The 22,490-nt window shown below is 66.6% G+C and carries 19 protein-coding genes; 10 read left to right on the top strand and 9 right to left on the bottom strand.

Annotated features, from left to right (window positions below; genetic code table 11):
• The first annotated feature begins 61 nt into the window (after positions 1-61).
• The 3 genes from ACQCSV_RS04080 (at position 62) to ACQCSV_RS04070 (ending at position 6,566) form a co-directional block, all read left to right on the top strand.
• A complete protein-coding gene (locus tag ACQCSV_RS04080; RefSeq protein WP_354154682.1) occupies positions 62-223 on the top strand; it encodes a hypothetical protein in 162 nt (53 codons plus the stop codon).
• A gap of 384 nt (positions 224-607) precedes the next feature.
• Positions 608-5,665 (top strand): ATP-dependent helicase, encoded by a 5,058-nt coding sequence (locus tag ACQCSV_RS04075; protein ID WP_426939185.1) that lies wholly within the window; start codon positions 608-610, stop codon positions 5,663-5,665.
• Entirely contained in the window at positions 5,658-6,566 is a 909-nt protein-coding gene (locus tag ACQCSV_RS04070; protein WP_354154684.1) for an Fpg/Nei family DNA glycosylase, read from the top strand. The genes ACQCSV_RS04075 and ACQCSV_RS04070 overlap by 8 nt, the downstream gene beginning before the upstream one ends.
• A gap of 71 nt (positions 6,567-6,637) precedes the next feature.
• Here the strand turns inward: ACQCSV_RS04070 and ACQCSV_RS04065 are convergent, their stop codons facing one another.
• The 6 genes from ACQCSV_RS04065 to ACQCSV_RS04040 all read right to left on the bottom strand — a co-directional run bounded on the left by ACQCSV_RS04065 (position 6,638) and on the right by ACQCSV_RS04040 (position 13,402).
• Complete coding sequence (locus ACQCSV_RS04065; RefSeq protein WP_354154685.1) at positions 6,638-8,176, bottom strand: glycoside hydrolase family 32 protein; 1,539 nt, start codon at positions 8,174-8,176, stop codon at positions 6,638-6,640.
• Positions 8,177-8,226: 50 nt separating this feature from the next.
• A complete protein-coding gene (locus ACQCSV_RS04060; protein ID WP_282330050.1) occupies positions 8,227-9,069 on the bottom strand; it encodes a carbohydrate ABC transporter permease in 843 nt (280 codons plus the stop codon).
• 37 nt (positions 9,070-9,106) lie between these two features.
• Positions 9,107-10,075 (bottom strand): sugar ABC transporter permease, encoded by a 969-nt coding sequence (locus ACQCSV_RS04055; RefSeq protein ID WP_354154686.1) that lies wholly within the window; start codon positions 10,073-10,075, stop codon positions 9,107-9,109.
• Between the two features lie 93 nt (positions 10,076-10,168).
• Positions 10,169-11,458: an extracellular solute-binding protein gene (locus tag ACQCSV_RS04050; protein WP_354154687.1), complete on the bottom strand. Its 1,290-nt coding sequence runs from the start codon at positions 11,456-11,458 to the stop codon at positions 10,169-10,171.
• A 137-nt stretch (positions 11,459-11,595) separates the two neighbouring features.
• Positions 11,596-12,615, bottom strand: a complete 1,020-nt coding sequence (locus ACQCSV_RS04045; protein WP_354223624.1) for a LacI family DNA-binding transcriptional regulator — start codon at positions 12,613-12,615, stop codon at positions 11,596-11,598.
• A 139-nt stretch (positions 12,616-12,754) separates the two neighbouring features.
• Positions 12,755-13,402: a hypothetical protein gene (locus ACQCSV_RS04040; protein WP_354154689.1), complete on the bottom strand. Its 648-nt coding sequence runs from the start codon at positions 13,400-13,402 to the stop codon at positions 12,755-12,757.
• A 59-nt stretch (positions 13,403-13,461) separates the two neighbouring features.
• Here ACQCSV_RS04040 and ACQCSV_RS04035 point away from each other — a divergent pair, with 59 nt between their 5' ends.
• Positions 13,462-14,964: a PLP-dependent aminotransferase family protein gene (locus tag ACQCSV_RS04035; RefSeq protein WP_354154690.1), complete on the top strand. Its 1,503-nt coding sequence runs from the start codon at positions 13,462-13,464 to the stop codon at positions 14,962-14,964.
• 77 nt (positions 14,965-15,041) lie between these two features.
• Entirely contained in the window at positions 15,042-16,052 is a 1,011-nt protein-coding gene (locus tag ACQCSV_RS04030; RefSeq protein WP_354154788.1) for an RluA family pseudouridine synthase, read from the top strand.
• Here ACQCSV_RS04030 and ACQCSV_RS04025 read toward each other — a convergent pair.
• The gene (locus tag ACQCSV_RS04025) at positions 16,037-16,570 is read right to left on the bottom strand and encodes an O-acetyl-ADP-ribose deacetylase (RefSeq protein ID WP_354154691.1); all 534 of its coding nucleotides are present in this window, start codon (positions 16,568-16,570) and stop codon (positions 16,037-16,039) included. The genes ACQCSV_RS04030 and ACQCSV_RS04025 overlap by 16 nt on opposite strands.
• A 371-nt stretch (positions 16,571-16,941) precedes the next feature.
• On the opposite strand from ACQCSV_RS04025, the gene ACQCSV_RS04020 reads away from it, so the two are divergent.
• Positions 16,942-17,619 carry a hypothetical protein gene (locus ACQCSV_RS04020; protein WP_354154692.1) on the top strand — a complete coding sequence of 226 codons (678 nt, stop codon included), beginning with the start codon at positions 16,942-16,944 and terminating at the stop codon, positions 17,617-17,619.
• 140 nt (positions 17,620-17,759) lie between these two features.
• Positions 17,760-18,383: a VTT domain-containing protein gene (locus ACQCSV_RS04015; RefSeq protein WP_354154693.1), complete on the top strand. Its 624-nt coding sequence runs from the start codon at positions 17,760-17,762 to the stop codon at positions 18,381-18,383.
• Between the two features lies 1 nt (position 18,384).
• Here ACQCSV_RS04015 and ACQCSV_RS04010 read toward each other — a convergent pair whose 3' ends face one another.
• Positions 18,385-18,690 carry a hypothetical protein gene (locus ACQCSV_RS04010; protein WP_354154694.1) on the bottom strand — a complete coding sequence of 102 codons (306 nt, stop codon included), beginning with the start codon at positions 18,688-18,690 and terminating at the stop codon, positions 18,385-18,387.
• An 83-nt stretch (positions 18,691-18,773) separates the two neighbouring features.
• The gene (locus tag ACQCSV_RS04005; protein WP_354154695.1) at positions 18,774-20,012 is read right to left on the bottom strand and encodes a HoxN/HupN/NixA family nickel/cobalt transporter; all 1,239 of its coding nucleotides are present in this window, start codon (positions 20,010-20,012) and stop codon (positions 18,774-18,776) included.
• 140 nt (positions 20,013-20,152) lie between these two features.
• Between ACQCSV_RS04005 and ACQCSV_RS04000 the strand changes: the two genes are divergently transcribed.
• From ACQCSV_RS04000 to ACQCSV_RS03990, 3 genes are read left to right on the top strand one after another with little or no spacing between them, the layout of a single operon-like run.
• The gene (locus ACQCSV_RS04000) at positions 20,153-20,482 is read left to right on the top strand and encodes a hydrogenase maturation nickel metallochaperone HypA (RefSeq protein WP_354154696.1); all 330 of its coding nucleotides are present in this window, start codon (positions 20,153-20,155) and stop codon (positions 20,480-20,482) included.
• Between the two features lie 4 nt (positions 20,483-20,486).
• Positions 20,487-21,389 (top strand): hydrogenase nickel incorporation protein HypB, encoded by a 903-nt coding sequence (gene hypB / locus ACQCSV_RS03995; RefSeq protein WP_426939184.1) that lies wholly within the window; start codon positions 20,487-20,489, stop codon positions 21,387-21,389.
• 31 nt (positions 21,390-21,420) lie between these two features.
• The gene (locus tag ACQCSV_RS03990; RefSeq protein WP_354154698.1) at positions 21,421-22,479 is read left to right on the top strand and encodes a hydrogenase expression protein HypE; all 1,059 of its coding nucleotides are present in this window, start codon (positions 21,421-21,423) and stop codon (positions 22,477-22,479) included.
• Positions 22,480-22,490: the final 11 nt, after the last annotated feature.

Here is a 22,490-nt window from a genome sequence, read left to right as displayed (position 1 = left end):
GTCTATGACGTCCCGTCCAGCCTGGCCCGGTGTTTTCCGCAGAAGCAGGTCGGGGCCTGCGTTGACCTCACTGCAAGACTACGAGGCCGAGGGGCGTCGGCTCCTGCTGGGAGGCGGAGACGGGCACCATGTGGCGCGGACCGACTCCCAAAAGTCCCACGCGTCGGGTCTGCTGGACTGGCTCCTGGCGCACTTTCCCGGCGCCGTGCCCACGCACATGTGATCAGCCCAGGACTACCAGGTCACCAATCTGATGCCCTCCTTTGGCGCAAATACGATTCATCACCGCGTCACCGCGCCCTCCGGCGCTCTGGCTGCCATGGCTGTAAACGCCAGCGTGGCCGGCCAGCTGGCCAGCGACTGGGGCAGGATGGCCACTGACCGAACCCCGCCAACGCGCTCGAACGCTGCCCAAACGGCCACCGGAGAGGCAACGGTTATCCGCGACTGCAGCCGACCGGTGGCGGTCTCTACGGTGAACGGCGCAAGCTCCTCGAAGGCCCAGCCACCAAGGATCTGCAGAGGCTTGGACCTGCCTGATCCGGACGGTTGCCGGCGGTCTGCCCCCGCAGGTAATCAGGTCAGTGGGTTAGGGCATGATGGAGGCATGCAGGAGATCAAGCCGCTTGGAACTGGTCCGGACGTCCTCCCCGGCGCTCAAATGGACCAGTTCAGCCAGTCCACGCGGGACTGGTTCCTTGGGGCATTTTCGGAGCCAACCCCGGCGCAGACCGGCGCGTGGAACGCCATCTCGTCCGGTGCGCACGCCCTGGTGGTGGCACCCACGGGTTCAGGCAAAACGCTCGCGGCCTTTCTCTGGGCACTGGACCGGCTGCTCGCTGCGGCCCCGGAATTGCCCGGCATGGATGCCCCACCGGTGAAGGGCGAAGCCGGGGGGACAGTCGGGGCGCCCGTCAAGGGCGTGCGCGCCCGTGCGCCCAAACGCAAGACCCGCGTCCTGTATATCTCTCCCCTAAAGGCACTGGGCGTTGACGTGGAACGCAACCTCCGCTCACCCCTGATCGGGATAACCCAGACTGCCAAACGACTCGGCCTCCCTACTCCCCTGATCACCGTCGGGGTCCGCTCCGGGGATACGACGACGGCTGACCGGCGCGCGCTGCTCAGCCACCCGCCGGACATTCTCATCACCACACCCGAGTCCCTGTTCCTGATGCTGACGTCCAAGGCCCGGGAGACACTCACCGAGGTGGACACCATCATCGTTGATGAGGTGCACGCCGTCGCCGGAACCAAACGCGGCGCCCACCTCGCCGTCTCGCTGGAACGCCTGGATGCACTGCTGCCCAAGCCGGCACAGCGGATCGGCCTGTCCGCGACCGTGGAGCCGCGGGAACTCGTGGCGCAGTTCCTGGCCGGCTCGGCGCCGGTGGAAATTGTTGCGCCGGTATCGCGGAAGAACTGGGATCTGACTGTCTCCGTGCCGGTGGAGGACATGTCCGATCTCCAGGGCGCCGCGGGGGCATTCGATTCCGGCCCGGCCTCGGGCCTGCAGCCGCAGGCATCCATCTGGCCGCATGTGGAGGAAAAGATCGTGGACCTGGTGCTGGCCAACCAGTCCACCATCGTGTTCGCCAACTCGCGCCGGCTCTCCGAGCGGCTCACGGCCCGGCTCAACGAGATCTATGCTGAACGCCAACTCATGGCCGCCGGTGGCGGATGGGATTCGCCGCAGGATGACAGCCTGGCTGGCGGGGCGGCTGGCGGGGCGGGAACGGCCGGCGGGTCCGCGCTGGCGCTGACGTCGACGGCCACCCCGGCGCACATGATGGCGCAGGCCGGCAGTACCGCCGGCGCCGATCCGGTGCTGGCCCGCGCCCACCACGGATCGGTATCCAAGGACCAGCGTGCCCTGATCGAGGACGACCTTAAGTCCGGCCGGCTGCGCTGCGTCGTGGCCACGTCGTCGTTGGAGCTCGGCATCGACATGGGCGCCGTGGACCTGGTCGTTCAGGTCGAATCGCCGCCGTCGGTGGCCAGCGGCCTGCAGCGCGTAGGCCGCGCCGGGCACCAGGTCGGCGAGATCTCCCAAGGCGTCCTGTTCCCCAAGCACCGGGCGGACCTCGTGCACACCGCGATCACGGTCGAGCGGATGCTCGGCGGCAAGATCGAACGGCTCAGCGTCCCCGCCAACCCCCTGGACATCCTCGCCCAGCAGACCGTGGCCGCGACCGCGCTCGGCGCGATCGAGGTGGAGGAATGGTTCGCGACCGTCCGGCGCTCCGCCCCCTTCGCTTCGCTCCCCCGCTCGGCGTTCGAGGCCACCCTGGACCTGCTGGCCGGGCGCTACCCTTCCGACGAATTCGCCGAACTGCGTCCGCGGATCATCTGGGACCGCAACGCCGGCACTATCGAAGGCCGCCCGGGCGCGCAGCGCCTCGCAGTCACTTCCGGCGGGACGATTCCGGATCGCGGGCTGTTCGGCGTCTACATCATTGGCACCGAGAACGAGGGCACTGGCTCCGCGGGCGGCGACGGACGGGCCGCGAGCCCGGCCGCTGCCGCGGCCAAGGGCGGACGACGGGTCGGCGAACTCGACGAGGAAATGGTCTATGAATCACGGGTCGGGGACGTCTTCGCCCTCGGGGCGACGAGCTGGAAGATCGAGGACATCACCCACGACCGTGTCCTGGTCACCCCCGCCTTCGGCCAGCCCGGCAAGCTTCCCTTCTGGAAGGGCGACTCCCTGGGCCGTCCCGTCGATCTGGGCCGCGCCCTCGGTGCGTTCGTCCGTGAACTCTCCGCGTCCGACGTCGGGCCGGCCACGGAACGCTGTAAGGCCAGCGGGCTGGACGATTTCGCCGCCAACAACCTCCTCCAGTACCTGGCCGAGCAGAAACTCGCCACCGAGGTGGTCCCGAGCGACACAACCCTCGTCGTCGAGCGCTTCCACGATGAGCTCGGTGACTGGCGGGTGGTGCTGCACAGCCCCTTCGGTATGCCCGTCCATGCTCCCTGGGCCCTCGCGGTAGGCCAGCGGCTGCAGCAACGCTACGGGCTGGACGGCTCCGCAATGGCTGCCGACGACGGCATCGTCCTGCGGGTGCCCATGATGGAGGACGAGCCGCCCGGCGCGGAACTGTTCCTCTTCGATCCCGAGGAACTGGAACAGATCGTGACGGCGGAAGTGGGCGGCAGCGCCCTCTTCGCCTCGCGGTTCCGTGAGTGCGCCGCACGGGCACTGCTGCTGCCGCGGCAGAACCCCGGGAAGCGGCAGCCTCTGTGGCAGCAGCGCCAGCGCTCGGCCCAACTGCTGGACGTCGCCCGGAAATACCCGACCTTCCCGATCGTGCTCGAGACCGTGCGCGAGTGTCTGCAGGACGTCTACGATCTGCCGGCGCTGAAGGACCTCGCCGCCGCGGTGGAACGGCGTGAACTGCGGATCGTGGAGACCACCACCCAGCAGCCCTCACCGTTCGCGAAGTCCTTGCTGTTCGGCTACGTCGCCCAGTTCCTGTATGAGGGCGATTCGCCGCTTGCCGAGCGCCGTGCCGCCGCGCTGGCGCTGGATTCGACCCTGCTCAACGAGCTCCTCGGCCGGGTCGAGTTGCGCGAGCTCCTCGACGCCAAGGTCATCGACGCCACGGAACGGGAACTGCAGCGGCTTGCGCCGGACCGGAAGGTACGCGGCATGGAAGGCGTCGCCGATCTGCTGCGCCTCCTCGGGCCGCTGGCCCCGGACGAGGTAGCCGCCAGGCTGGAGACCGTGACCGCAGAGAGCGCTCCGGCGCCGGCGGTAGCTCCCGTCGACGCTGCTGCGCACCTGACCGCGTTGCTGCGGGCCAACCGCGCCATCAAGGTCAACATCGGCGGCATCGAACACCACGCCGCAGTCGAGGATGCGGCCCGGCTGCGTGATGCCCTCGGTGTTCCGCTGCCCATGGGCGTGCCGTTGGCGTTTATCGAACCTGTCGCTGACCCCCTGGGTGATCTTGTTTCCCGGTACGCCCGCACCCACGGGCCGTTCACCGCGGCCGAAGCGGCGGCCCGGCTCGGACTCGGCGTCGCCGTCGTGGGCACTGCGCTGAAGCGGCTCGCAGCTGACGGCCGCGTGGTCGAGGGTGAGTTCCGCCCGCACTCCGCGCTGCCGGAGGACCTGGCCGTCACGGACGAGGCCGCTGCAACCGCTGATGACCGGGCCGGAGCCGCCGGGGCGGTCATTCCCTCACCCGCCGCCGTCGCTCAGCCGCTCGCCGGAGCCAGCGAATGGTGCGACGCCGAGGTGCTGCGCAAGCTTCGCCGCCGCTCACTCGCAGCCCTGCGGGCCGAGGTCGAGCCCGTCGACGCCGCCGCCTATGGCCGGTTCCTCCCCGCCTGGCAAAACGTCCGCGCACCGGGCAGCCAGCGGGGCCAGTCGGTCCTGCGCGGACTCGACGGAATTATCACCGCCGTCGACCAGCTTTCCGGCGTGCCCATCCCCGCGTCAGCATGGGAACCACTGATCCTGGCCAGCCGCGTGGCGGACTATCAGCCGGCCATGCTGGACGAACTGATGGCCGCCGGGGAGGTCCTCTGGTCCGGCGCCGGGGCGCTGCCGGGGAACGATGGCTGGATCAGCCTGCATCTGGCAGATTCTGCCGAGCTGACACTGAATCCTCTGATCGACCACGAGCCCGGGGACGCCCAGCAGCGGCTGCTGGAGCACCTGAAGACCAACGGCGGCGGCTACTTCTACCGGCAGTTGAAGGAGATTGCCGGCGGAATGGACGCCGTGCTCGGCGATCAGGACGTCGTGTCCGCACTGTGGGACCTCGTATGGGCCGGCCGGATCACCGGCGACACGTTCGGCCCCGTCCGGGCAATGATCGCCGGCGGGCACACCGCCCACCGGCAGGCCGCGCGGGCACCTCGTGCCAGGGCGCCGAGGCTGAGCCGCTTGGGCAGGGCGCACGGCACCGGGCTGCTCGGGTCGCCCGGACTCGATGGCGGACGCCACGGCTCCCTCGGGGGAGGTTTGCCCACGCCCCCGCTGGCCGCCGGACGCTGGTCCGCGTTACCCGCCCCCGAGCTTGACCCGACCATCCATGCCCGGGCCACCGCGGAATTACTGCTGGACCGCTACGGTGTGCTGACCCGCGGATCGGTCATGGCGGAGAACATCCTGGGTGGCTTCGGCCTGATGTATAAAGTCCTGGCCCGGTTGGAGGAAGCGGGCCGCTGCCGCCGGGGGTACTTCATCGAACATCTCGGCGCTGCCCAGTTCGCGGTGCCCGCCACCGTCGACCGGCTGCGCTCCTACTCCGAGGACAGCCAACTGTCCAGGCCCGATCCCGTGGCGCTGGCCCTCGCGGCGACTGACCCCGCCAACCCCTACGGTGCGGCCCTGCCGTGGCCGGCCCTCGACGTCGAGGCAGGAACCGGCCACCGCCCGGGCCGGAAAGCCGGTGCCCTCGTGGTGCTGGTCGACGGCGCTCTGGTCCTCTACGTCGAACGCGGCGGCAAGACGCTGCTGGCATTCACGGACGACTCCGACATCCTTGCCGCCGCGGGAGAAGCCCTGGTTGGCGTCGTGACCCGTCGTGCGGTGGACAAGCTGATCATGGAAAAAGTCAACGGACACGGCATCCTGGACACACCGGTCGCCGCGGCTCTGGCCCACGCGGGCGCCTACTCCACCCCGAAAGGATTGAGGATCCGTGCCTGAGGGAGATTCCGTCTGGCGGGCAACCGCCCAGTTGCATGCCGCCCTTGCGGGGCAGGAACTCATCTCTTCGGACTTCCGGGTGCCGCGCTTCGCGACGCTCAACCTGGCCGGCTGGACCGTGACCGAAGTCGTGCCGCGCGGCAAGCACCTGCTGATGCGGCTCCGGCGCCCGGCCGGCGCCGCGGACAGCCGGGCCGGTGACAGCAGCCTGGCCGCTGGCGGCCCAATCCGGTCAGGCGGGGCAAACGAGGGGCTGACCATCCACTCACATCTGAAGATGGAGGGCGCCTGGCAGGTCTATCCGCCGGGCGGCCGGTGGCGGAAACCGGGGTTCACGGCCCGGTGCGTACTGCGGACCGCCACGGCGGACGCCGTGGGTTTCTCGCTGGGAGTCGTCGAAGTGGTCCGCACCTCGGACGAGGACACTGTGGTGGGACATCTCGGGCCCGACCTGCTGGGGCCTGACTGGGACCTTGCAGAAGCCGAAGCCCGGCTCCGCGCCAACCCCGACGTCCCGATCGGAGTCGCGCTGCTGGACCAGCGGAACCTCGCTGGGATCGGCAATATCTACCGCTGCGAAGCGTGCTTTCTCTCCGGAGTTCACCCCGCCGCACCGGTGTCCGCAGTGCCGGACCTCACGGCCATGATCACCGACGCGAAGGTCCTACTGGAAGCCAACCTGGGGCCAGGGCGCAGGGTGACCGTACTCAACCCGCGCGGGACACCTGTCGGCCGGACCTCCGGATTGCCCGGTTACTGGGTCTACCGGCGCGAACACCAGGCCTGCCTTAAATGCCGGACCCCGGTGCGCCACGGGGTCCTCGCCAAAGGAACGGGCACCGAGGAACGGGACATCTACTTCTGCCCCCAATGCCAGCCGCTGCCGGGTTCCGCGCACTGACTGACGCAGCACCGTCCGCCGAAGCAGGCCGTCGCTGGCGGCGAGGTTAGTCGTGCGCAAGGGCACCGCGGTCAGGCAAACTGGCGGACGGTCAGCGACGTCGCTGTGGCTGCGCCGCCCGTCGCATAAACGGAAACTTCGGTGCTTCCCTCTGCCGGAAAAATGAGTTCCGTCATGGTCACCTGGCCGTCTTGGGCGAAAATCTCCACGGAGCACTCATCGACGAAGACCGTCAGCTCGTAGCTGCTGCTGTTGGCCGCCAGCGGCGCGACGTCGACCGAGGCAAACGTCTCGTGGAAATCGGTCTGCCCTGATGACCGGCGATCCACCGTGAGCCTGCCATCGCGCGGACGGATCCCGATCCTGGTGCCCTGTCCGTCCTTGCCCCGGACGATCAGGCCGAATTCAGCTGCTGTTCCCGGTGTGAAGAGGGCATCGATCCGCTGTACCGTACCGGCCGCACCGTCAAGGAGTCGCGATTCTTCAGAAATGGAAACCGGTCCGGTGCTATACACCGGTCCGTAGGCAGGAAGGGCCAGCACTTCCGCTGCAGGCTGCTGAACCAGCCGCAAGGAACCTCCGACGCTGCGCAGGGACACCTCCCGCGGCAACGCCATGGCGCTCCGCCACGGGAAGGCCGGGATCCCGTGGCCGTACTGCCAGTTACTCATCCACGCCATCATGAGTGTTCTTCCGTCAGGGACGTCGCCAAACGTCACGGCTGCGTAGTAGTCGCGGCCCCAGTCCAGCCAGTCGAAGTCAGCCAGTCGGGACTTCTCGTGCTGACCTTCCGAGACGGTGGATTCCGAGGTGAAGGTGACGCCGTCGAAGTCGCCCACGAAGTACTGGCCCGCCGATCCCCCGTTTGGGCCGCCCGGGTTCAGGCTGACTGTCAGGACCCATTTGGTCCTGGCCTCGTCACCGTCGACCGGCAGGGCGAACAGGTCCGGGCATTCCCAGATTCCGCCGGTGGCATTCGCCGGGCCGAAGGTGCTCAGCAGCTCCCAGTCTTTGAGGTTGTCCGACCGGTACAGCACCGCCTGGTAGTCAAGGGCCTCAACGGCGACCATGACCCAGTAGGTTCCGGCGTCGCCGTCGTAGCGGAATACCTTGGGGTCCCGGAAATCCGTCGATTCGCGGTCAAGTACCGGGTTGTGCCGGTACTTCTCCCAGCTGTAGCCGCCGTCCAGGCTGTACGCCAGCGACTGGGCCTGACGGCCTTCGAGTCCCGATCCAGGCTTAAAGGCGCTGGTGTACACAGCCACCAGCGGGGCCACCTGTCCGGTACCGAAACCGCTGGTGTTGAGCCGGTCGAAGACGATGCTGCCGGAGAAAATGTCGGCCTGATCGTCGCATGCAATGGCTACGGGCTGCTGGATCCAGGTGCACAGATCCGTGGATGTCGCATGACCCCAGGACATGTTGCCCCAGGCGTTGCCGGACGGGTTGTTCTGGTAGTACAGGTGGTAGAGCCCGTCGTGGTAGATCAGGCCGTTGGGGTCATTGAGCCAGGTGGTGTCCGCTGTGTAGTGCAGGGCGGGACGTAAGACTTCGGCAGATTCGGCGGCCACGGCCTGGTTGAGTTTGTCTGGAGCAGAAAGTGTGGTCATTGTTCGGTACTTTCGTGGCTTTCTGTGGGGGGTGCAGGAGGAAGACCGAGTCAGCCCTTGACGCCGCTGGAGGCGATGCTGTTGATAAACGAGCGCTGGAAGGCGATGAACATCACCACCACGGGAATGGTGATCAGGGAGCCGTAGGCCATGACCTGGCCCCAGGAGACGTTGAGCTGGAAGAAGTACTGCATGCCGACCATCACGGGACGGAGCTCCTCCGACTGGACCACCATGAGCGGCCAGAGGTATGAGTTCCAGGCAGGCAGGAAGGTCAGGATGGCGACCGTCGCTGTCGCCGGACCGGCGAGCGGCATAACCACCTGACGGTAGATTTTAAACCAGCCCGCCCCGTCGATCCGCGCTGCCTCGTCCAATTCCTTCGGGATGGATTCGAAGTACTGGTGGTACAGGTAGATCGAGAATGCGTTCGCAATGAACGGGATGATCTGCACCTGGTAGGTGTCCAGCCAGCCCTTTGAGAGTTCCAGGCTGAAGCCGTTCATTTCGAGCCAGGGCAGTTGGTTGACCCACCACAGCAGCGGCAGGGCGAGGGTCTGGAACGGCACGATCAGGGTGGCGAGGATGGCACCGAACACGATCCGCTTGCCGCGGACCTGCATGCGGGAGAGGCCGAAGGCACACATGCTGTTGATGACCACGCCCAGGGCAACTGTGATGGCGGAGATGCCGATCGAGTTGATCAGGAACCTGGCCGCGGGAACCCGGTCAAAGACCGCAGTGTAGTTGTCGACCGAAATGTTGCCGATCGGCAGGAAGGCGGCCACAGAGGACATGTCGCCGAAGATCTGGGTGTCAGGCTTCAGCGATGACACCAGCATAAAGACGATGGGAAAAACTGCAGCGATGGCCAGAAGGATCCGCGCAAGCATGGTTCCGGCATTGGTGAGGCGGAGTGTGTTTTTCACATCAGTCCTTTTCTCGGGTCAGGTGGCGCTGTACGACTGAGATGAGCAGGACGACGGCGAAGAAGACGAGTGAAATCGCCGACGCGTAGGCGGTGTCCTGCTGCCTGAATCCGGCCTGGACCGCCTCGTAGACAATGGTTGTGGTGGAATCCAGCGGACCGCCCTGGGTCATGACGTTGACCTGGTCGAACAGTGCCAGGGCCTGGATGGTGATCGTCACCAGGATCAGGCTGCGGGTGTGCCGCAGCCCCGGCCACGTCACGTATTTGAACTGCTGCCAGCGGCTGGTGCCGTCCAGCTGCGAGGCTTCATAGAGCTCCCCGGAAATGCTTTGCAGCCCTGAGAGCCAGATGATCATATGGAATCCGGCAGCCTGCCAGATGGACAGGATGATGATGGCCGGCATGGCCGTTGTGGTTTCGTTCAACCAGTCGATGCCGCCGAAGAGGCCGAACGTCACCCTGTTAAGGATTTCGTTGAATAGCCCGTCCTTGCTGTACATAAAGAGCCACAGGAGGGACACCACCACCATGGAGGTCACGACGGGCAGGAAGTAGACGGTGCGGAAGAAGTTCACGCCGCGGAACTTCTTGTTGATCAGGAGCGCCAGGACCAGGGCCAGTGCGGACTGGACGGGGACGACGACGACGGCGAAGTACCCGACGTTCAGCAGTGCCCGCCAGAAGGAGGGATCGGCGAAGAGCCGGGCAAAGTTGTCCACTCCGACGAACTCGACGGGACGGGGCGAAATGAGCCGGGCGTTCGTGAAAGCCAGGCCGAAGCCGATGATCGCCGGCAGGAAGATAAACAAGAGCAGCAGAATCGCGGCCGGGGCGATCATGCCCCACCCGCGCAGCTGCTCGCGAAGGTTGCGGGACCGGCGACGGGTGGGAGCGGGCGTCGTCGTGGACGCGGCACGGTCAGCGGCGCGGTTGGCCCGCGAACGGGTGGGAAGTGGACTAATGGCCATGAGATTCTCCAGACACGGAACGGCGGGGGTGAACCCAGCGGCTGGTGCTGCGGAGGCGGGAGCGTCCCGCCCCCGCAGCACCGTAGGCGCTGGCTAGTTCTTGTAGCCGCCGTTGGATTTGATGTTGGTGTCAATGGACTTTGTGGCCTTGTCCAGGGCGGATTTGGCGTCGGCGCCGGCCAGGATGTCCTGGACTGCCTTGCCGAATTCGTTGGCGATGATCGGGTACGCGGGGGTCTCGGGCCGCATAAGGGCGTAATCGCGTGAGTAGGTCAGGAAGTCGCGGTTCACGCCACCCTCAGCGAAGGCGGGAATCAGCGCGGCGGCCTCGGTGCTGGCGGGAATGGTCCCAGTCGCTGTGGCCACTGCGGCCACGTTTTCCGGCTTCAGGGAGAAGGAGAGGTAGTCCATCGCTGCCTGGGAGTTGGCGCAGCCGGTGGTGACGCCCCACTGCCAGGAAGCGCCGCCGATCTTCGGGCCCTTGCCAAGGTCAACGGTCGGCATTACGACGAGGTCATCACCGAGGGCGGTGCGGGCCTTGTCCGCAGCCCAGGAACCGGTGTAGAGAACGGCGCTCTTGTTGTTCAGGAAGTCCTGGGTGCTGTCCTTGCCGCTCTTGGTTGCCATAAAGCCCTGATCGGCCAATCCCTTGAACCAGCCCGCCCAGGCGACGGCTGCGTCCCCATTGAGCTTGCCGTCCGCAGACTGGTAGTCCTTGCGGTCGATGAGGTCCCCGCCGAAGGACTGCAGGAACGGCGAATAGGCGTAAGGCAGCCATTCACCGGTTCCGGCGGTGCCCATGTCCAGCGGGTAGTCCCACTTTCCAAGGGCCTTCAGCTTGGTCATGGTGTCCTCGAATTCTGCCTTGGTCCAGGGCTGCTCGATGGTTGCCACCCGGACTCCGGCTTCTTTCAGGTCGGAGGCGCGGGCCATCATGGCCAGGGCGACGTCGTAGTAGCCCACCGCGTAGGTCTCGCCTTCCCACTTTGCGACGGTGCTGGGCAGGTGCGTGCTGAGGTCGGTGGTCAGCTTGAGCGGTGCCAGGTACTGGGCCCAGGCCCAGTTGGGAACATTCGGCCCGTCGATGTCCACGATGCACGGCAGGTTGCCGGCGGACGCGGCCGCCACTACGGAGTCGTTGTACGACTCCTGCGGGAAGGCCTGGACCTTGACCTTGACGTCGGACTCCTTGTTGAACGCATCCACGATGTTCTGGATGGCGCCGAGTTCCTCGACGTTGCCGGCGTTGTGCGTCCACATGGTGATTTCGTTGGCATCCCCGGAGGACGCGGAGGCGCTGCCTTTTCCGCAGGCACCCAGTGTGCCGATGAGGGCGGCGGCCGTTACGCTGGCTACCAGGACCCGGCTGACTTTCTTGTTCATGTCGTGTGAACCTTTCTGATGATTGGTGAGGGCGCAGGGATCCTGGGGGCGCGGCCGGTGCAACGGCCGCGCCCCTTTTTTAGCCCTGCTGGGTTTGGTTGAAATTTGGGTATTTCGCGGCGGAACTCGGCGCCGGGTCAGCCCGGCGGCGGACCGACGGACCCCCGGGACACGAGCGGGCACGCTAGTACTTCCTGCTCCGGCGGACGGCCAGGAGTGGCGATGTCGTCAAGGAGCCGGGTAACTGCCCAACGCCCCATGTCGTAGTGCGGCAACGCCATGGTGGTCAACCCTGGCCACAGGGCCCCCGCAACGATCTCCAGGTTGTCCACACTGATGATGGACAGGTCCTCGGGAATCCGGAGACCCAATTGCGCAGCGGCCTGGTAAGCACCCATGGCCACCTGATCACTGAAGCAAAACAAGGCCGTCGGACCTTCCGCCGTCGAAAGCATCTTCAAAGCCTGCTCCCGGCCGGCACGGGCGTCCGGGCGGTCCGTGGCCAGGTATTGGGGATTGAACGCCAGGCCGTGGCGCTCCAATGTGCTGCGGTAGCCCTGGTAGCGGCCATGCGTTGCCGGAATGTCGTCGACGTTGTTGAGCATCCCGATCCGGCGGTGGCCGGCCTGGATCAGTACCTCGACGGCGGCCTCCGCAGCCCCCACCTCATCCGGCACCACCGAGGAAACTTCCGGGTTTCCCGACGTGCCGTCCAAGAGGACCGTCGGGATGCCCTTCAGGCCAGCTGGAACCTCCGTCGACTGGTGGAACATCTTGGCGTAGACAATCCCGTCGACCTGATGTTGCTGCAGGCTCCGGATTTCGTGCTCTTCCAGGCGCCGGTCCAGGCCCGAGTTGACCACCATGAGCAGGTAGCCGCGTTCGTAGGCGGCGTCCTGCGCCCCCCGGATCATGTCACCCGCGAACGGGGTGGTGGCAATCTCGTCACTGACCAGGCCGATAATCTGCGAGCGCTGGTTGCGCAGTCCGCTGGCGAGCCGGTTGGGGGCATAGCCAAGGTCTTTGGCGATCGCCCTGATGTGGTCCTGTGTTTCCGCTTTGACCCGGGAGCCGTCGACGTCGTTGAGCGCGTGGGAGACGGTAGTGACCGAAACCCCGGCGGCCTTCGCCACATCCCGTATCCCGACTCTTGTCATCTTCGACATTCCTTTACAAAACGTTTTGGCTGTTGTGTTGCTCACACTCTATACAAAACGTTTTGGCAGTGTCAAGACCTATAGTCGAACGGCTTCCAGGCCGGGCCGGGTCAACGACACCCGGCGAGGTGTCCTCGTTCTATGCGCCCGGTTCCGAGGCCACCGGTTGCGACGCTTCCTGTTCGGCAGCGGCGGCCTGGGGCACCAGCCCTTCCGGCACCATGAACCGCGGCAGCAGCAGTTGCACCAGCGGGCCGATGGCCAGCGCGTAGAGGACGGTCCCGACGCCGACCGAGCCACCCAGCAGCCAGCCGGCGCCGAGGACCACGACTTCGATCCCGGTCCGGGACGTACGCACCGACCAGCCGGTGCGCCGGGCCAGGCCGGTCATCAGCCCGTCCCGGGCGCCGGGGCCGAAGCGGGCGCCGATGTAGCAGGCCGAAGCGACGCCGTTGAGCAGCACGGCGCCGCCGAGCATCCCGATCTGTCCGCCTAGTTGGGTGATCTGCGGGATCAGCGCGAGGCCAACATCCGCGAAGACCCCCACAAGCACGGCATTGCTCAGTGTCCCGAACCCCGGCCGCTGCCGGAGCGGGATCCAGAGCAGCAGGACCAGGAAACTGACAACGATCACCACAGTGCCGATACTCAGGCCCGTCTTTCCGGCCAGTCCCTGATGAAACACGTCCCACGGGTCCAGCCCGAGCCCGGCCCGGATGAACATCGCCAGGGAAATGCCGTACATGGCGAGGCCGATCAGGAGCTGGAGAATTCTGCGCGTCATCATGTCTCCATCCTGACGGCAACTGGCCTTGCAATCCATAGCCAGTTTGAGATACTGGCCCTATGTCCGGCTCTCTTGCCCCCAGTTCCCTCGCCCGCTTGCTCGGCCGGTGGAATCCCGGCGCCGCCCCGGCGTACCGCGAGTTGTCCGACGTCGTCCGCCTGCTGGTCCTGGACGGCCGGATTCCGCTCGACGTCGCCCTCCCAAGTGAACGTTCCCTCGCTACCGCCCTCGGCATCAGCCGTACCACCGTCACGGCCGCCTATGCTTCGCTGCGGGAGCAAGGACTTCTGCGGGGCGGCCAGGGCAGCCGGGGCAGGACCGGCATCCCCGGGCCCGAGGTCAACGCGGCCGTCCGGACAACAAGACCAGGACTCGGCGGCGGGCCTGGACTGGCCGTTCCAGACGGACTCCTTGACCTGGCGTATGCCTCGCTGCCTGCCAGCGGCGAAGTCGTCCACCGGGCGTTCGCCGCCGCGCTCACAGAACTTCCTGCCCTGCTTCCGGGATTCGGGTACGACGCACTTGGTGTCCAGGCCCTGCGGGAGGCGGTTGCGGCGCGGTACTCCGCGGCCGGGGTTCCGACGGCCGCTGCGCAGATCCTGGTCACCTCCGGCGCGCAGCATGCCCTGAACATTGTCCTCCGCACCCTCACGGGCCGGGCAGACAGGGTACTTGTAGAGAACCCCAGCTATCCCCATGCCCTCGATGCCATCCGGGCCGCAGGCTGCAGACCGGTGCCGGTAGCGATGCCTCCGGCCGCGCCGCGAGGACAACCATCTGCGGGGCCACCCTCAGGCTGGGACCTGGACGCAATGGACTCTGCCCTGCAACAGCGGCCGGCACTGGCCTATGTCGTCCCCGACTTCCACAACCCCACGGGGCGGCTGATGCGGGATCCGCAGCGGCGCCGGCTTGTCCGCGCCGCCGCGGCGTCCGGCACCGTCCTGGTGGTGGATGAGACCCTGCGGGAGCTGAACCTCGACGCAGAGGCGGCCACTCCCATGGCTGCCTTCAGCCCGGCTGTGGTTTCGATCGGGTCGCTCAGCAAGTCGCACTGGGCCGGCCTGCGGACGGGCTGGATCCGCGCCGTCGAGCCGCTGATCCAGCGCTTCGCCGCCGCACGAACCACATTGGATCTGGGCGGACCCGTCGTCGAACAGTTGGCTGCGGCCCATCTGGTGAATTCCCTGACCGAACCGCTCCCGGCACGCCTGGGCATGCTCCGCGAGAACCGTGAGGCCCTCTTGTCATTGGTCGCCGAGCATCTGCCCTCGTGGCAGGCGGAACGGCCCGACGGCGGCCTGTCCATCTGGTGCCGCCTCCCGGCCCCGGTCAGCACTGCACTTGCCGTCATCGCTCCGGACTTCGGCCTCCGCCTCGCCGCCGGTCCCCGATTCGGCGTTGGTGGCGCTTTGGAGCACTATCTCCGCGTACCGTTCACGTTGCCGTCGGATCAGTTGGAAACCGCGGTACTGGCACTTCGTGCCGCCCAGGACAGGCTGGACTCGGCCCCGACGCTGCGGCGCCATCCTTCAGCACTGCCCGCCGTCGCGATCGCCTGAGACCGCATCCCGCCGGGCCGGCCGCCGACGTCGGGGTCCTCCACGCGCCTGGCAGGAATAAGTAGAATGGACCGGTGATGCAATCCCCCCTCCCCGTGCGCGACGGCGTGAACGCCACCCGCCTGCGCCTCCCGGACGAGGGGCCGTGGACAACCGCGATGGACTACATGATGCACCGCTGGGGCCACATCGATCCGCAGGGCATCGAGGACAGGTTCGACGCCGGCGAGATCGTGGGCGAGGGCGGCGTCGCCCTGGACCGGGCCACCCGGCTCGAGGACCACACCTTCATCTGGTACTACCGCTCATTGCCGCCGGAGACCCGCATCCCGGTGGACATCAGCATCCTGCACCAGGATGATCACCTGCTCGTGGTGGACAAACCGCATTTCCTGCCCACCACCCCGGGCGGCACCTACATCCAGGAATCGGCCCTGGTCCGGCTCCGGAACCAGCTCAACCTGCCGGACCTGATCCCCATGCACCGCCTGGACAGGATGACCGCCGGCGTGCTGCTGCTGTCCACCAACCCGGAAACCCGCGGAAATTACCAGGTACTCTTCGAGAAGCGGCAGGTGCAGAAGGAATACGAGTGTGTGTCCGCCGCGGAGCCCGCCGCCGGACACCCCGCCGTCGAATTCCCCGTGGTGGTCCGGAACCGGATGACCAAGTCCCGCAGCTACCTGCTGGCCGAAGTCATCGAGGGCGAGCCGAACGCGGAAACCCGGATCGAACGGCTGGAAACGTTCGACGGCGGCGCTTCCGTGGGTGCCGCCGGCACCTGCGACGCTGGTGCCCGAGCCCCTGGCATCCACGCGGACGCGGGTACTACGCCGTGCCTGGCGCGGTACCGGCTGGAGCCGCACTCCGGAAAGACGCACCAATTGAGGGTGCACATGGCCTCGTTGGGACTGGGCATCGTGAACGACGCGTTTTACCCGGACCTCCTGGACAAAGCTCCGGACGACTACTCCAAACCGCTGCAGCTCCTGGCCCGCGGCATCCGCTTTGTGGACCCCATCAGCAAAAAGCCCGTGGAGTACCGCAGCGGGCTCCACCTCAGCGAGGCTGCTCAAGCACCGCGTTGATCAAACACGGTCCTGAAGGCAAGCTCCATCTCGGGGCCGAACAGGACAAACTCCACCAACTCGAGCGCGCTGGCCGGATGTGAGGCACCAAACCCCGTAACGGCGTCGTGCGCTGCCTCCGCCACCTGGCGCCGGTGCCAGCCGTAGACTCCCCCGCCCACAGCGGGAAGTGCGAGGCAAGCCGCGCCCAGCGAATCCGCCAGCCGCAGGCTTTCGCTGAAACAGGACACCAGCAGCGCCCGGTTGGTCTGCCCGGCGCGACGGTTCGGCCCCACGGTGTGGATGACCCACCGGGCCGGGAGCCGGAAACCCGGGGTGGCGACGGCGGCACCCACAGCCAGTCCGTGCGGCAGATCCGTGTTGCGCAATGCCCGGCAGGCGGCCAGCAGTTCGGGTCCGGCGGCCCGGTGGATGGCCCCATCCACTCCGCCGCCGCCCAGCAGCGTGGAATTTGCAGCGTTCACAATCGCGTCAACGGTGCGGGTGGTGATATCGCCTTGGAGGATGGTGATCCGCATGCCGCCAGTTTCCCACTTAGGAGGTGCGGCTCAAAGGCCCCGCATAACCGCAGCAGCACGCCTGATCTCCAGTCATCCGGGCAGGAGCAAGAAATGATGGAGATTGCCTGCAGGCAACCCAGCAAAACCCCCTTTACTAACTGCCTTGACATGATGCGCCCCAGTGCCACGATAGTTATCTGGGGTATCGCGTGTTGTCCGGTCGATTGAAGGGGATAGGCATTACGCTGGCTCTCGCATGGGTTGGGAATTAAGCCTGCTGGGGGGCTGCCGGTTGCGCCGCGGCAGCAATACCCTGACGGTGGCCAGCCGGGAACAGCGCGAGCCGGAATCCACACTGAGCGAGAATCCAGACTGAGCGAGGAAGCATCATGGATACCCTCATCGAAATCCCGGGCGATCGAACGGCGGCCAAGTTCGCCTACGCGTCCGCGGGCATAGGCGTAGTGGGCGTGGCAACATTGGGCGCCATGTTCGCCATCGAGGTGCCAAGGAACGGACCCTACATCTTCGGCACCATCAACGATGCCACCGGCGGCGTCTTCCAGCTGACGATCATCCCGGTGATCGTCCAGGTCCACCGGCGCCTGCGCCGTACACCCGGCTCCGAGGCAGCCAAATGGCTGGTGATCGCGGCCAGCGCCGCAGGATCGGCAAGCTCGTTCCTCCTCGTCGCGAAGAAGCTCGATTTCAATGTATCCACCGGCATCTCGGTGGGGGCAATGGTGGTCCAGGCCGGCTGGTTCCTGCTGGCCCACCGGTCACTGCTCCAGTCGGGCGGCTGTCCACGGGATCTCGCGAAGCTGGGAGAGTTTATCGGCGGCGCCTTAGTGGTGGCGCTGCCATTGGCCGCGCTGACGGCCTTGGAACCGGCGCCTGCCTGGATCCGCTGGGGCCTCGGCGGGGCCGGAATTGCCGTGGGCGCCGTCGCGTGGGTCGCGTGGCCGTACTGGTATTTCCTCGCGGGACGGCACCTCAGCCATGTTCCCAGGGAAGTTCGCGGAGGAGTCCCACGGCCACGCCGCCGGAAAATCGGCGCCGGGTACTGAGGTCCGTGTACTGGCGCGCGTAGTACTGGGACGCGTAGTACTGGGACGCGTAGTACTGGGACGCTCGCTGAACCCAGTGAGGGGAAGTCCGTGCCGGCGGCCAGCTCAGGCCGTGCGGCCGCGCAAAAGTGCGGTACTTTATGGCCATGGACTTTGGCGATGCCGACAGCTGGGGGGCGGCGATCTACTTCTGGATCATCCCCACGGTCCTCGGCGATGCCATCTTCCCGCCCATCCCGTCAGAAATGTTGGTGATCACCGGCGGGGCCCTCTCCGCCGACGGCCGGGCCAACGTCTTCCTGGTGGGGGCACTGTGCGCGGTAGCGTCCTGGATTGGTGACATGGTGGTGTTCCAGCTCTTCAAACGCCGGCTCAGCCATGTCCTGGACCGCTGGCGCTGGGGCCGCAAAGTCCATACCGGCATCCATAAGGCCATCGCCAAGGCTGGCCGCTCCTCCACCTACGGGACCATCATCGGCGCCCGTTTCATCCCCGGCGGGCGGCTGGCGACGTCGGCCGCTTCGGGCATCGCCGATGTTTCCGCCCGGGGTTTCAGCCTGTGCGCCGGCCTCGGCGCGGTCCTCTGGGCCAGCTGGCTAGTGGGCCTGGGCTACTTCACGGGATCGGCAACCAAGCTGCCGTTCTGGGCGAGTTCGCTGATCGGTGTGGTGCTGGGCCTGGTGATCGGCGTCGTCGTCGGCATCATCGTCACCCGCCGGCGTGGCACCCGCTCGCCCGTGGACGAGCCCGCCCCCGGCGAGTGAGCTAAACAGGCGCCCAGCGGCCGCGGTTGCGGCGGAGCACCGTCAGTGAGCCGGTGAGCGCAACGCGTTCGACGGCGTCGCGCATCATCGCTGCCGATTCGCGTGCCTGCTGGTTCTCACCGCTGTATTCGGTCGCCTCCACGAGGAAGCGGAGATTCAGCTGTGGGATGCCGGCGGCCAGTTCGATCTGGTTGGATTCCACATGGTGGCGGATCTCCAATGCCTCAACGGCGGCGGCCATCACGGCTTCCGGCGGGTTGCCAGGTTTCAGTCCGGTGATTTTTAAGCGCGTCTGGAACGAAGGCATGCCTTCAACCCTATCCCGGCTGTCCGCTGGCCCGGCCAGTCCCGCCACCGGCCAGTCCGCCGCCGGCCCTGCCGCCGGTCCTGCTACTCGGGGCCGCTCTCCGGGAGGGGCAATGACCAGCGCTCCTCGATATGGCCGAAGCGCCACACGCCCAAGGCAAGGAGCCAAGTGAAAATGAACAGCGCCACGGTTGTGTAGCCGACTGCGGCCAGGTCGAGTCCGCCGATCACAGCCAGCGGCCCGGACCGGATTCCGGCGCTGTCCACCAGGAGGGAAATCAGCTGCACGGAGCCGACGCCCAGCGCAACGGCCACGGACAGCCCGGTCACCACCACGTTGTAGTAGATCCTGCGGACCGGCCGGGAAAGTGCCCAGCGGTACGCGAAAGTCATGAGGCAGCCGTCCAGCGAGTCCAGCAGGCTCATGCCCGCCGCGAAGAGGACCGGCAGCGTGAGGATCGCGTACCACGGCAGCGCCGAGGCGGCGGCCCCGGCAGCCAGGATCAGGAGGCTCACCTCCGTCGCGGTATCAAAGCCCAAACCGAACAGCAGTCCCACGCCATACATCTGCCGGGGCTTGGTGATCAGCCCGGTCAACCGGCCGAAAAGCCGCGTCATCAGGCCACCGGGGGCAGGCTGGTTTTCCAGTCCGGCGCCGTTGTCCTGGCTGGACCGCAGCCGCCGCGCCGACCGAAGCACCTCCAGGAGGATTATCAGGTTCAGGACGCCGATGAGGTAAAGAAAGACGCCGGAGACTGCCGTCCCGAAGATCTGCAGGCCCGCCTCGGTTTCGCCGGAAACCATCCCGCCCTGGTCCGACATGCTCCGGATTCCGGCCGCCAGCAACGCGCACAGGCCAAAAACGACGCTCGAGTGGCCCAGAGAGAACCAGAAGCCCACAGTCATGGGCCGGTGGTTGCCCGGCTGTCCCGTACGGGCTTTCCCGGTTCGGGCTTTCCCGATGCCGGCGCCGCCGGAGCGCCCGTCGCCCAGGTGTCCGTCGCCTGCAAGTTTCCGGGTGGTGTTGTCGATGGCGGCGATGTGGTCCGCGTCGAATGCGTGGCGAAGCCCCAGCGTATAGGCGGCAACTCCGAGGCCGACCCCAAAAACGCCCGAGGAACCCGCCGGAGGGATCTCCGCTGCAACAACAGCCAAAAGAACGCCCCAGCCCACAGCATGCAGGAGCAACACAACGGCCGCCATTCCACCGATCGATGCCCGTTCCCAGCCGGTCAGTGCGTTCCTGGACCGTCCGGGCATGTTGCTGGACCGGCCCGTCCTGGCCTGCGGCGGCGTGTTGCCTCCAGCTTCCGGTTGCTGCATTACCGAGCCTCCGGTTTCCGCGTCATGGCAGAATACTGGGATGACTATACGCCTTTAGTCGATGCATGCGCAGCTGTCAAATATTGAGGTTGATTTATGGCCTCGACGAGCCTATCTTGGGCAGAGAGGGGGCAGTATCCATGCACGAACTCTCGATCGCACAGAGCCTTATTGACGCGGTGTTGGACAGGACCGGCGGCCAGGCAGTCATGGGTGTCAACCTTCGGATCGGGCCGTTAGCGGGAGTGCTTCCGGACGCCCTCCGTTTCTGTTTTGATGTGGCTTCAGCGGGTACCACCCTGGCCGGGGCGCGGCTCCGGATCGACGAGCCGCAGGCCCGAGGGCATTGCCGCGAGTGCGGTACAGACTTCGCAATGACGGACATCTTCCTTTTATGCCCCTGCGGGAGCGCCGACGTCGCAGTGGTCAGCGGGCGGGAACTCAACCTTGTTTCGGTGGAGGTGGCGTAGCGACATGTGCGCAACGTGCGGCTGCGGCGATGAAGCCGCCCCCAGGGTGTACTCCCTGGAAGTGCCGGGGGCGCAGGCACATGAGCATTCCCACGAACCTGGGCATTCGCACACGCACGACGGGCACACCCATAGCCACCCTCACAGCCATGACCACGAGCACGACCACCCCCACACCGACGGCCACATACACGCCCCGGAACTCATCCCGCTGGAACAGAACCTGCTGGCCAAGAACGATCTCCTCGCGGAACGGAACCGCGGCTGGCTCGCCGGGAGGAAGGTCCGCGCGCTGAACATGATGAGCTCCCCCGGCTCCGGCAAAACCACACTCCTGGTGCGGACGCTCACGGAGCTGGGCGGCAGGCTGGAGGCCGGCGTCATTGAAGGGGACCAGGAAACCTCCCTCGATGCCGACCGAATCCGGGCCACCGGGCGGCCCGTGGTGCAGATCAACACCGGAGCGGGCTGCCACCTGGACGCCGACATGCTCCGCCGCGGACTCGACGCGCTGGCTCCCCCGATGGGTTCCACCGTGTTTATCGAGAACGTGGGAAACCTCGTCTGCCCCGCCCTGTTCGACTTGGGCGAAGCAGCGAAAGTAGTAGTCGTCTCAGTGACGGAAGGTGATGACAAACCGCAGAAGTACCCGCACATGTTCCTCGCGGCCGACCTGGTGATCATCAACAAGTCGGACCTGCTCCCCTACGTCGAGTTCGACGTCGACGCCTGCGTTCGCCGCATCCGTCGCCTGAATGCTCACGCACAATTCCTGGTCCTCTCGGCCACTACCGGCGACGGCGTCGCCGCCTGGTATGACTGGCTGGACGGCCGCCCCTCCCGGACAGAGACCCGCGGAGGGTCTTTGACAGGGTCTCTGGAAGAGTCCCTGACAGACGCACACTGAGCCCCCTCACGGGCCGCGGAAAGAGGCAACGATGCCTACCGAAACTTCCCTCAGGGCCGAAGAAACCCTGATTCACGTGCTCTGGATCAACGCAGGGCTGAGCTGCGACGGCGATTCCGTCGCCCTGACAGCGGCTACCCAGCCCAGCGTGGAGGAGATCGCGCTCGGCGCTTTGCCCGGCCTGCCCCGCATTGCCATGCACTGGCCCCTGATCGATTTCGAATGCGGCCCCCAGGAAGGGGCGGACGACTTCCTGGAGTGGTTCCGCAAGGCAGACCGCGGCGAGTTGGAGCCGTTCGTCCTGGTGGTTGAGGGCTCTATCCCGAACGAGAAACTCCACGATCCAGGCGGCTACTGGTGCGGGTTCGGCAACGACCTGGCCACCGGCCAGCCGATCACCACCAGCGAGTGGCTGGACCGGCTGGCGCCCAAAGCCACGGCCATCATCGCGGCCGGCACGTGTGCCACGTACGGCGGCATCCACGCGATGGCGGGAAACCCCACCGGCGCCATGGGCGTCCCGGACTACCTCGGCTATGACTGGAAGTCCAAGGCCGGCATCCCGATCGTCTGCGTCCCCGGGTGCCCCATCCAGCCGGACAACCTCTCCGAAACCATGACCTACCTGCTGTACCAGGCTACCGGCCAGGCCCCTATGATCCCGCTGGATGATGCGCTGCGGCCCACCTGGCTGTTCGGAAAGACAGTGCACGAAGGCTGTGACCGGGCGGGCTACTACGAGCAGGGCGACTTCGCCACCGAGTATGGCTCCCCCAAGTGCATCGTCAAACTTGGCTGCTGGGGTCCGGTGGTCAAGTGCAACGTGCCCAAGCGCGGGTGGATGAACGGGATCGGCGGCTGCCCCAACGTGGGCGGCATCTGCATCGGCTGCACCATGCCGGGCTTCCCGGACAAGTTCATGCCGTTTATGGACGAGCCACCCGGCGGCAAGCTCTCCACTAGCGCCATCCGTCCTTACGGCGCCGCCATCAGGGCGCTGCGCGGCATCACCACCCACACGCTGGACCAGGAGCCCAAGTGGCGCCGGCCCGGCACCGAACTGCTGACCGGCGCACAGCGCACCTGGTAAATCCACCCCCT

It is taken from the genome of Pseudarthrobacter sp. S3 (genome assembly GCF_050156905.1).
Lineage (GTDB): Bacteria > Actinomycetota > Actinomycetes > Actinomycetales > Micrococcaceae > Arthrobacter.
Note: the sequence above shows the minus strand (reverse complement) of the source record. Positions and strands in the feature narration are given on the sequence as shown.

What these genes read in the sequence shown, in the direction of transcription:
- ACQCSV_RS04040 (WP_354154689.1), bottom strand. Translation starts at nt 13,402, where the DNA reads ATGATGACGCGCAGAATTCTCCAGCTCCTGATCGGCCTCGCCATGTAC.
- ACQCSV_RS04035 (WP_354154690.1), top strand. Translation starts at nt 13,462, where the DNA reads ATGTCCGGCTCTCTTGCCCCCAGTTCCCTCGCCCGCTTGCTCGGCCGG.
- ACQCSV_RS04020 (WP_354154692.1), top strand. Translation starts at nt 16,942, where the DNA reads ATGGATACCCTCATCGAAATCCCGGGCGATCGAACGGCGGCCAAGTTC.
- ACQCSV_RS04030 (WP_354154788.1), top strand. Translation starts at nt 15,042, where the DNA reads ATGCAATCCCCCCTCCCCGTGCGCGACGGCGTGAACGCCACCCGCCTG.
- ACQCSV_RS04010 (WP_354154694.1), bottom strand. Translation starts at nt 18,690, where the DNA reads ATGCCTTCGTTCCAGACGCGCTTAAAAATCACCGGACTGAAACCTGGC.
- ACQCSV_RS03990 (WP_354154698.1), top strand. Translation starts at nt 21,421, where the DNA reads ATGCCTACCGAAACTTCCCTCAGGGCCGAAGAAACCCTGATTCACGTG.
- ACQCSV_RS04045 (WP_354223624.1), bottom strand. Translation starts at nt 12,615, where the DNA reads ATGACAAGAGTCGGGATACGGGATGTGGCGAAGGCCGCCGGGGTTTCG.
- ACQCSV_RS04060 (WP_282330050.1), bottom strand. Translation starts at nt 9,069, where the DNA reads ATGCTTGCGCGGATCCTTCTGGCCATCGCTGCAGTTTTTCCCATCGTC.
- ACQCSV_RS04055 (WP_354154686.1), bottom strand. Translation starts at nt 10,075, where the DNA reads ATGGCCATTAGTCCACTTCCCACCCGTTCGCGGGCCAACCGCGCCGCT.
- ACQCSV_RS04050 (WP_354154687.1), bottom strand. Translation starts at nt 11,458, where the DNA reads ATGAACAAGAAAGTCAGCCGGGTCCTGGTAGCCAGCGTAACGGCCGCC.
- ACQCSV_RS04000 (WP_354154696.1), top strand. Translation starts at nt 20,153, where the DNA reads ATGCACGAACTCTCGATCGCACAGAGCCTTATTGACGCGGTGTTGGAC.
- ACQCSV_RS04025 (WP_354154691.1), bottom strand. Translation starts at nt 16,570, where the DNA reads ATGCGGATCACCATCCTCCAAGGCGATATCACCACCCGCACCGTTGAC.
- ACQCSV_RS04075 (WP_426939185.1), top strand. Translation starts at nt 608, where the DNA reads ATGCAGGAGATCAAGCCGCTTGGAACTGGTCCGGACGTCCTCCCCGGC.
- hypB (WP_426939184.1), top strand. Translation starts at nt 20,487, where the DNA reads ATGTGCGCAACGTGCGGCTGCGGCGATGAAGCCGCCCCCAGGGTGTAC.
- ACQCSV_RS04015 (WP_354154693.1), top strand. Translation starts at nt 17,760, where the DNA reads ATGGCCATGGACTTTGGCGATGCCGACAGCTGGGGGGCGGCGATCTAC.
- ACQCSV_RS04065 (WP_354154685.1), bottom strand. Translation starts at nt 8,176, where the DNA reads ATGACCACACTTTCTGCTCCAGACAAACTCAACCAGGCCGTGGCCGCC.
- ACQCSV_RS04005 (WP_354154695.1), bottom strand. Translation starts at nt 20,012, where the DNA reads ATGCAGCAACCGGAAGCTGGAGGCAACACGCCGCCGCAGGCCAGGACG.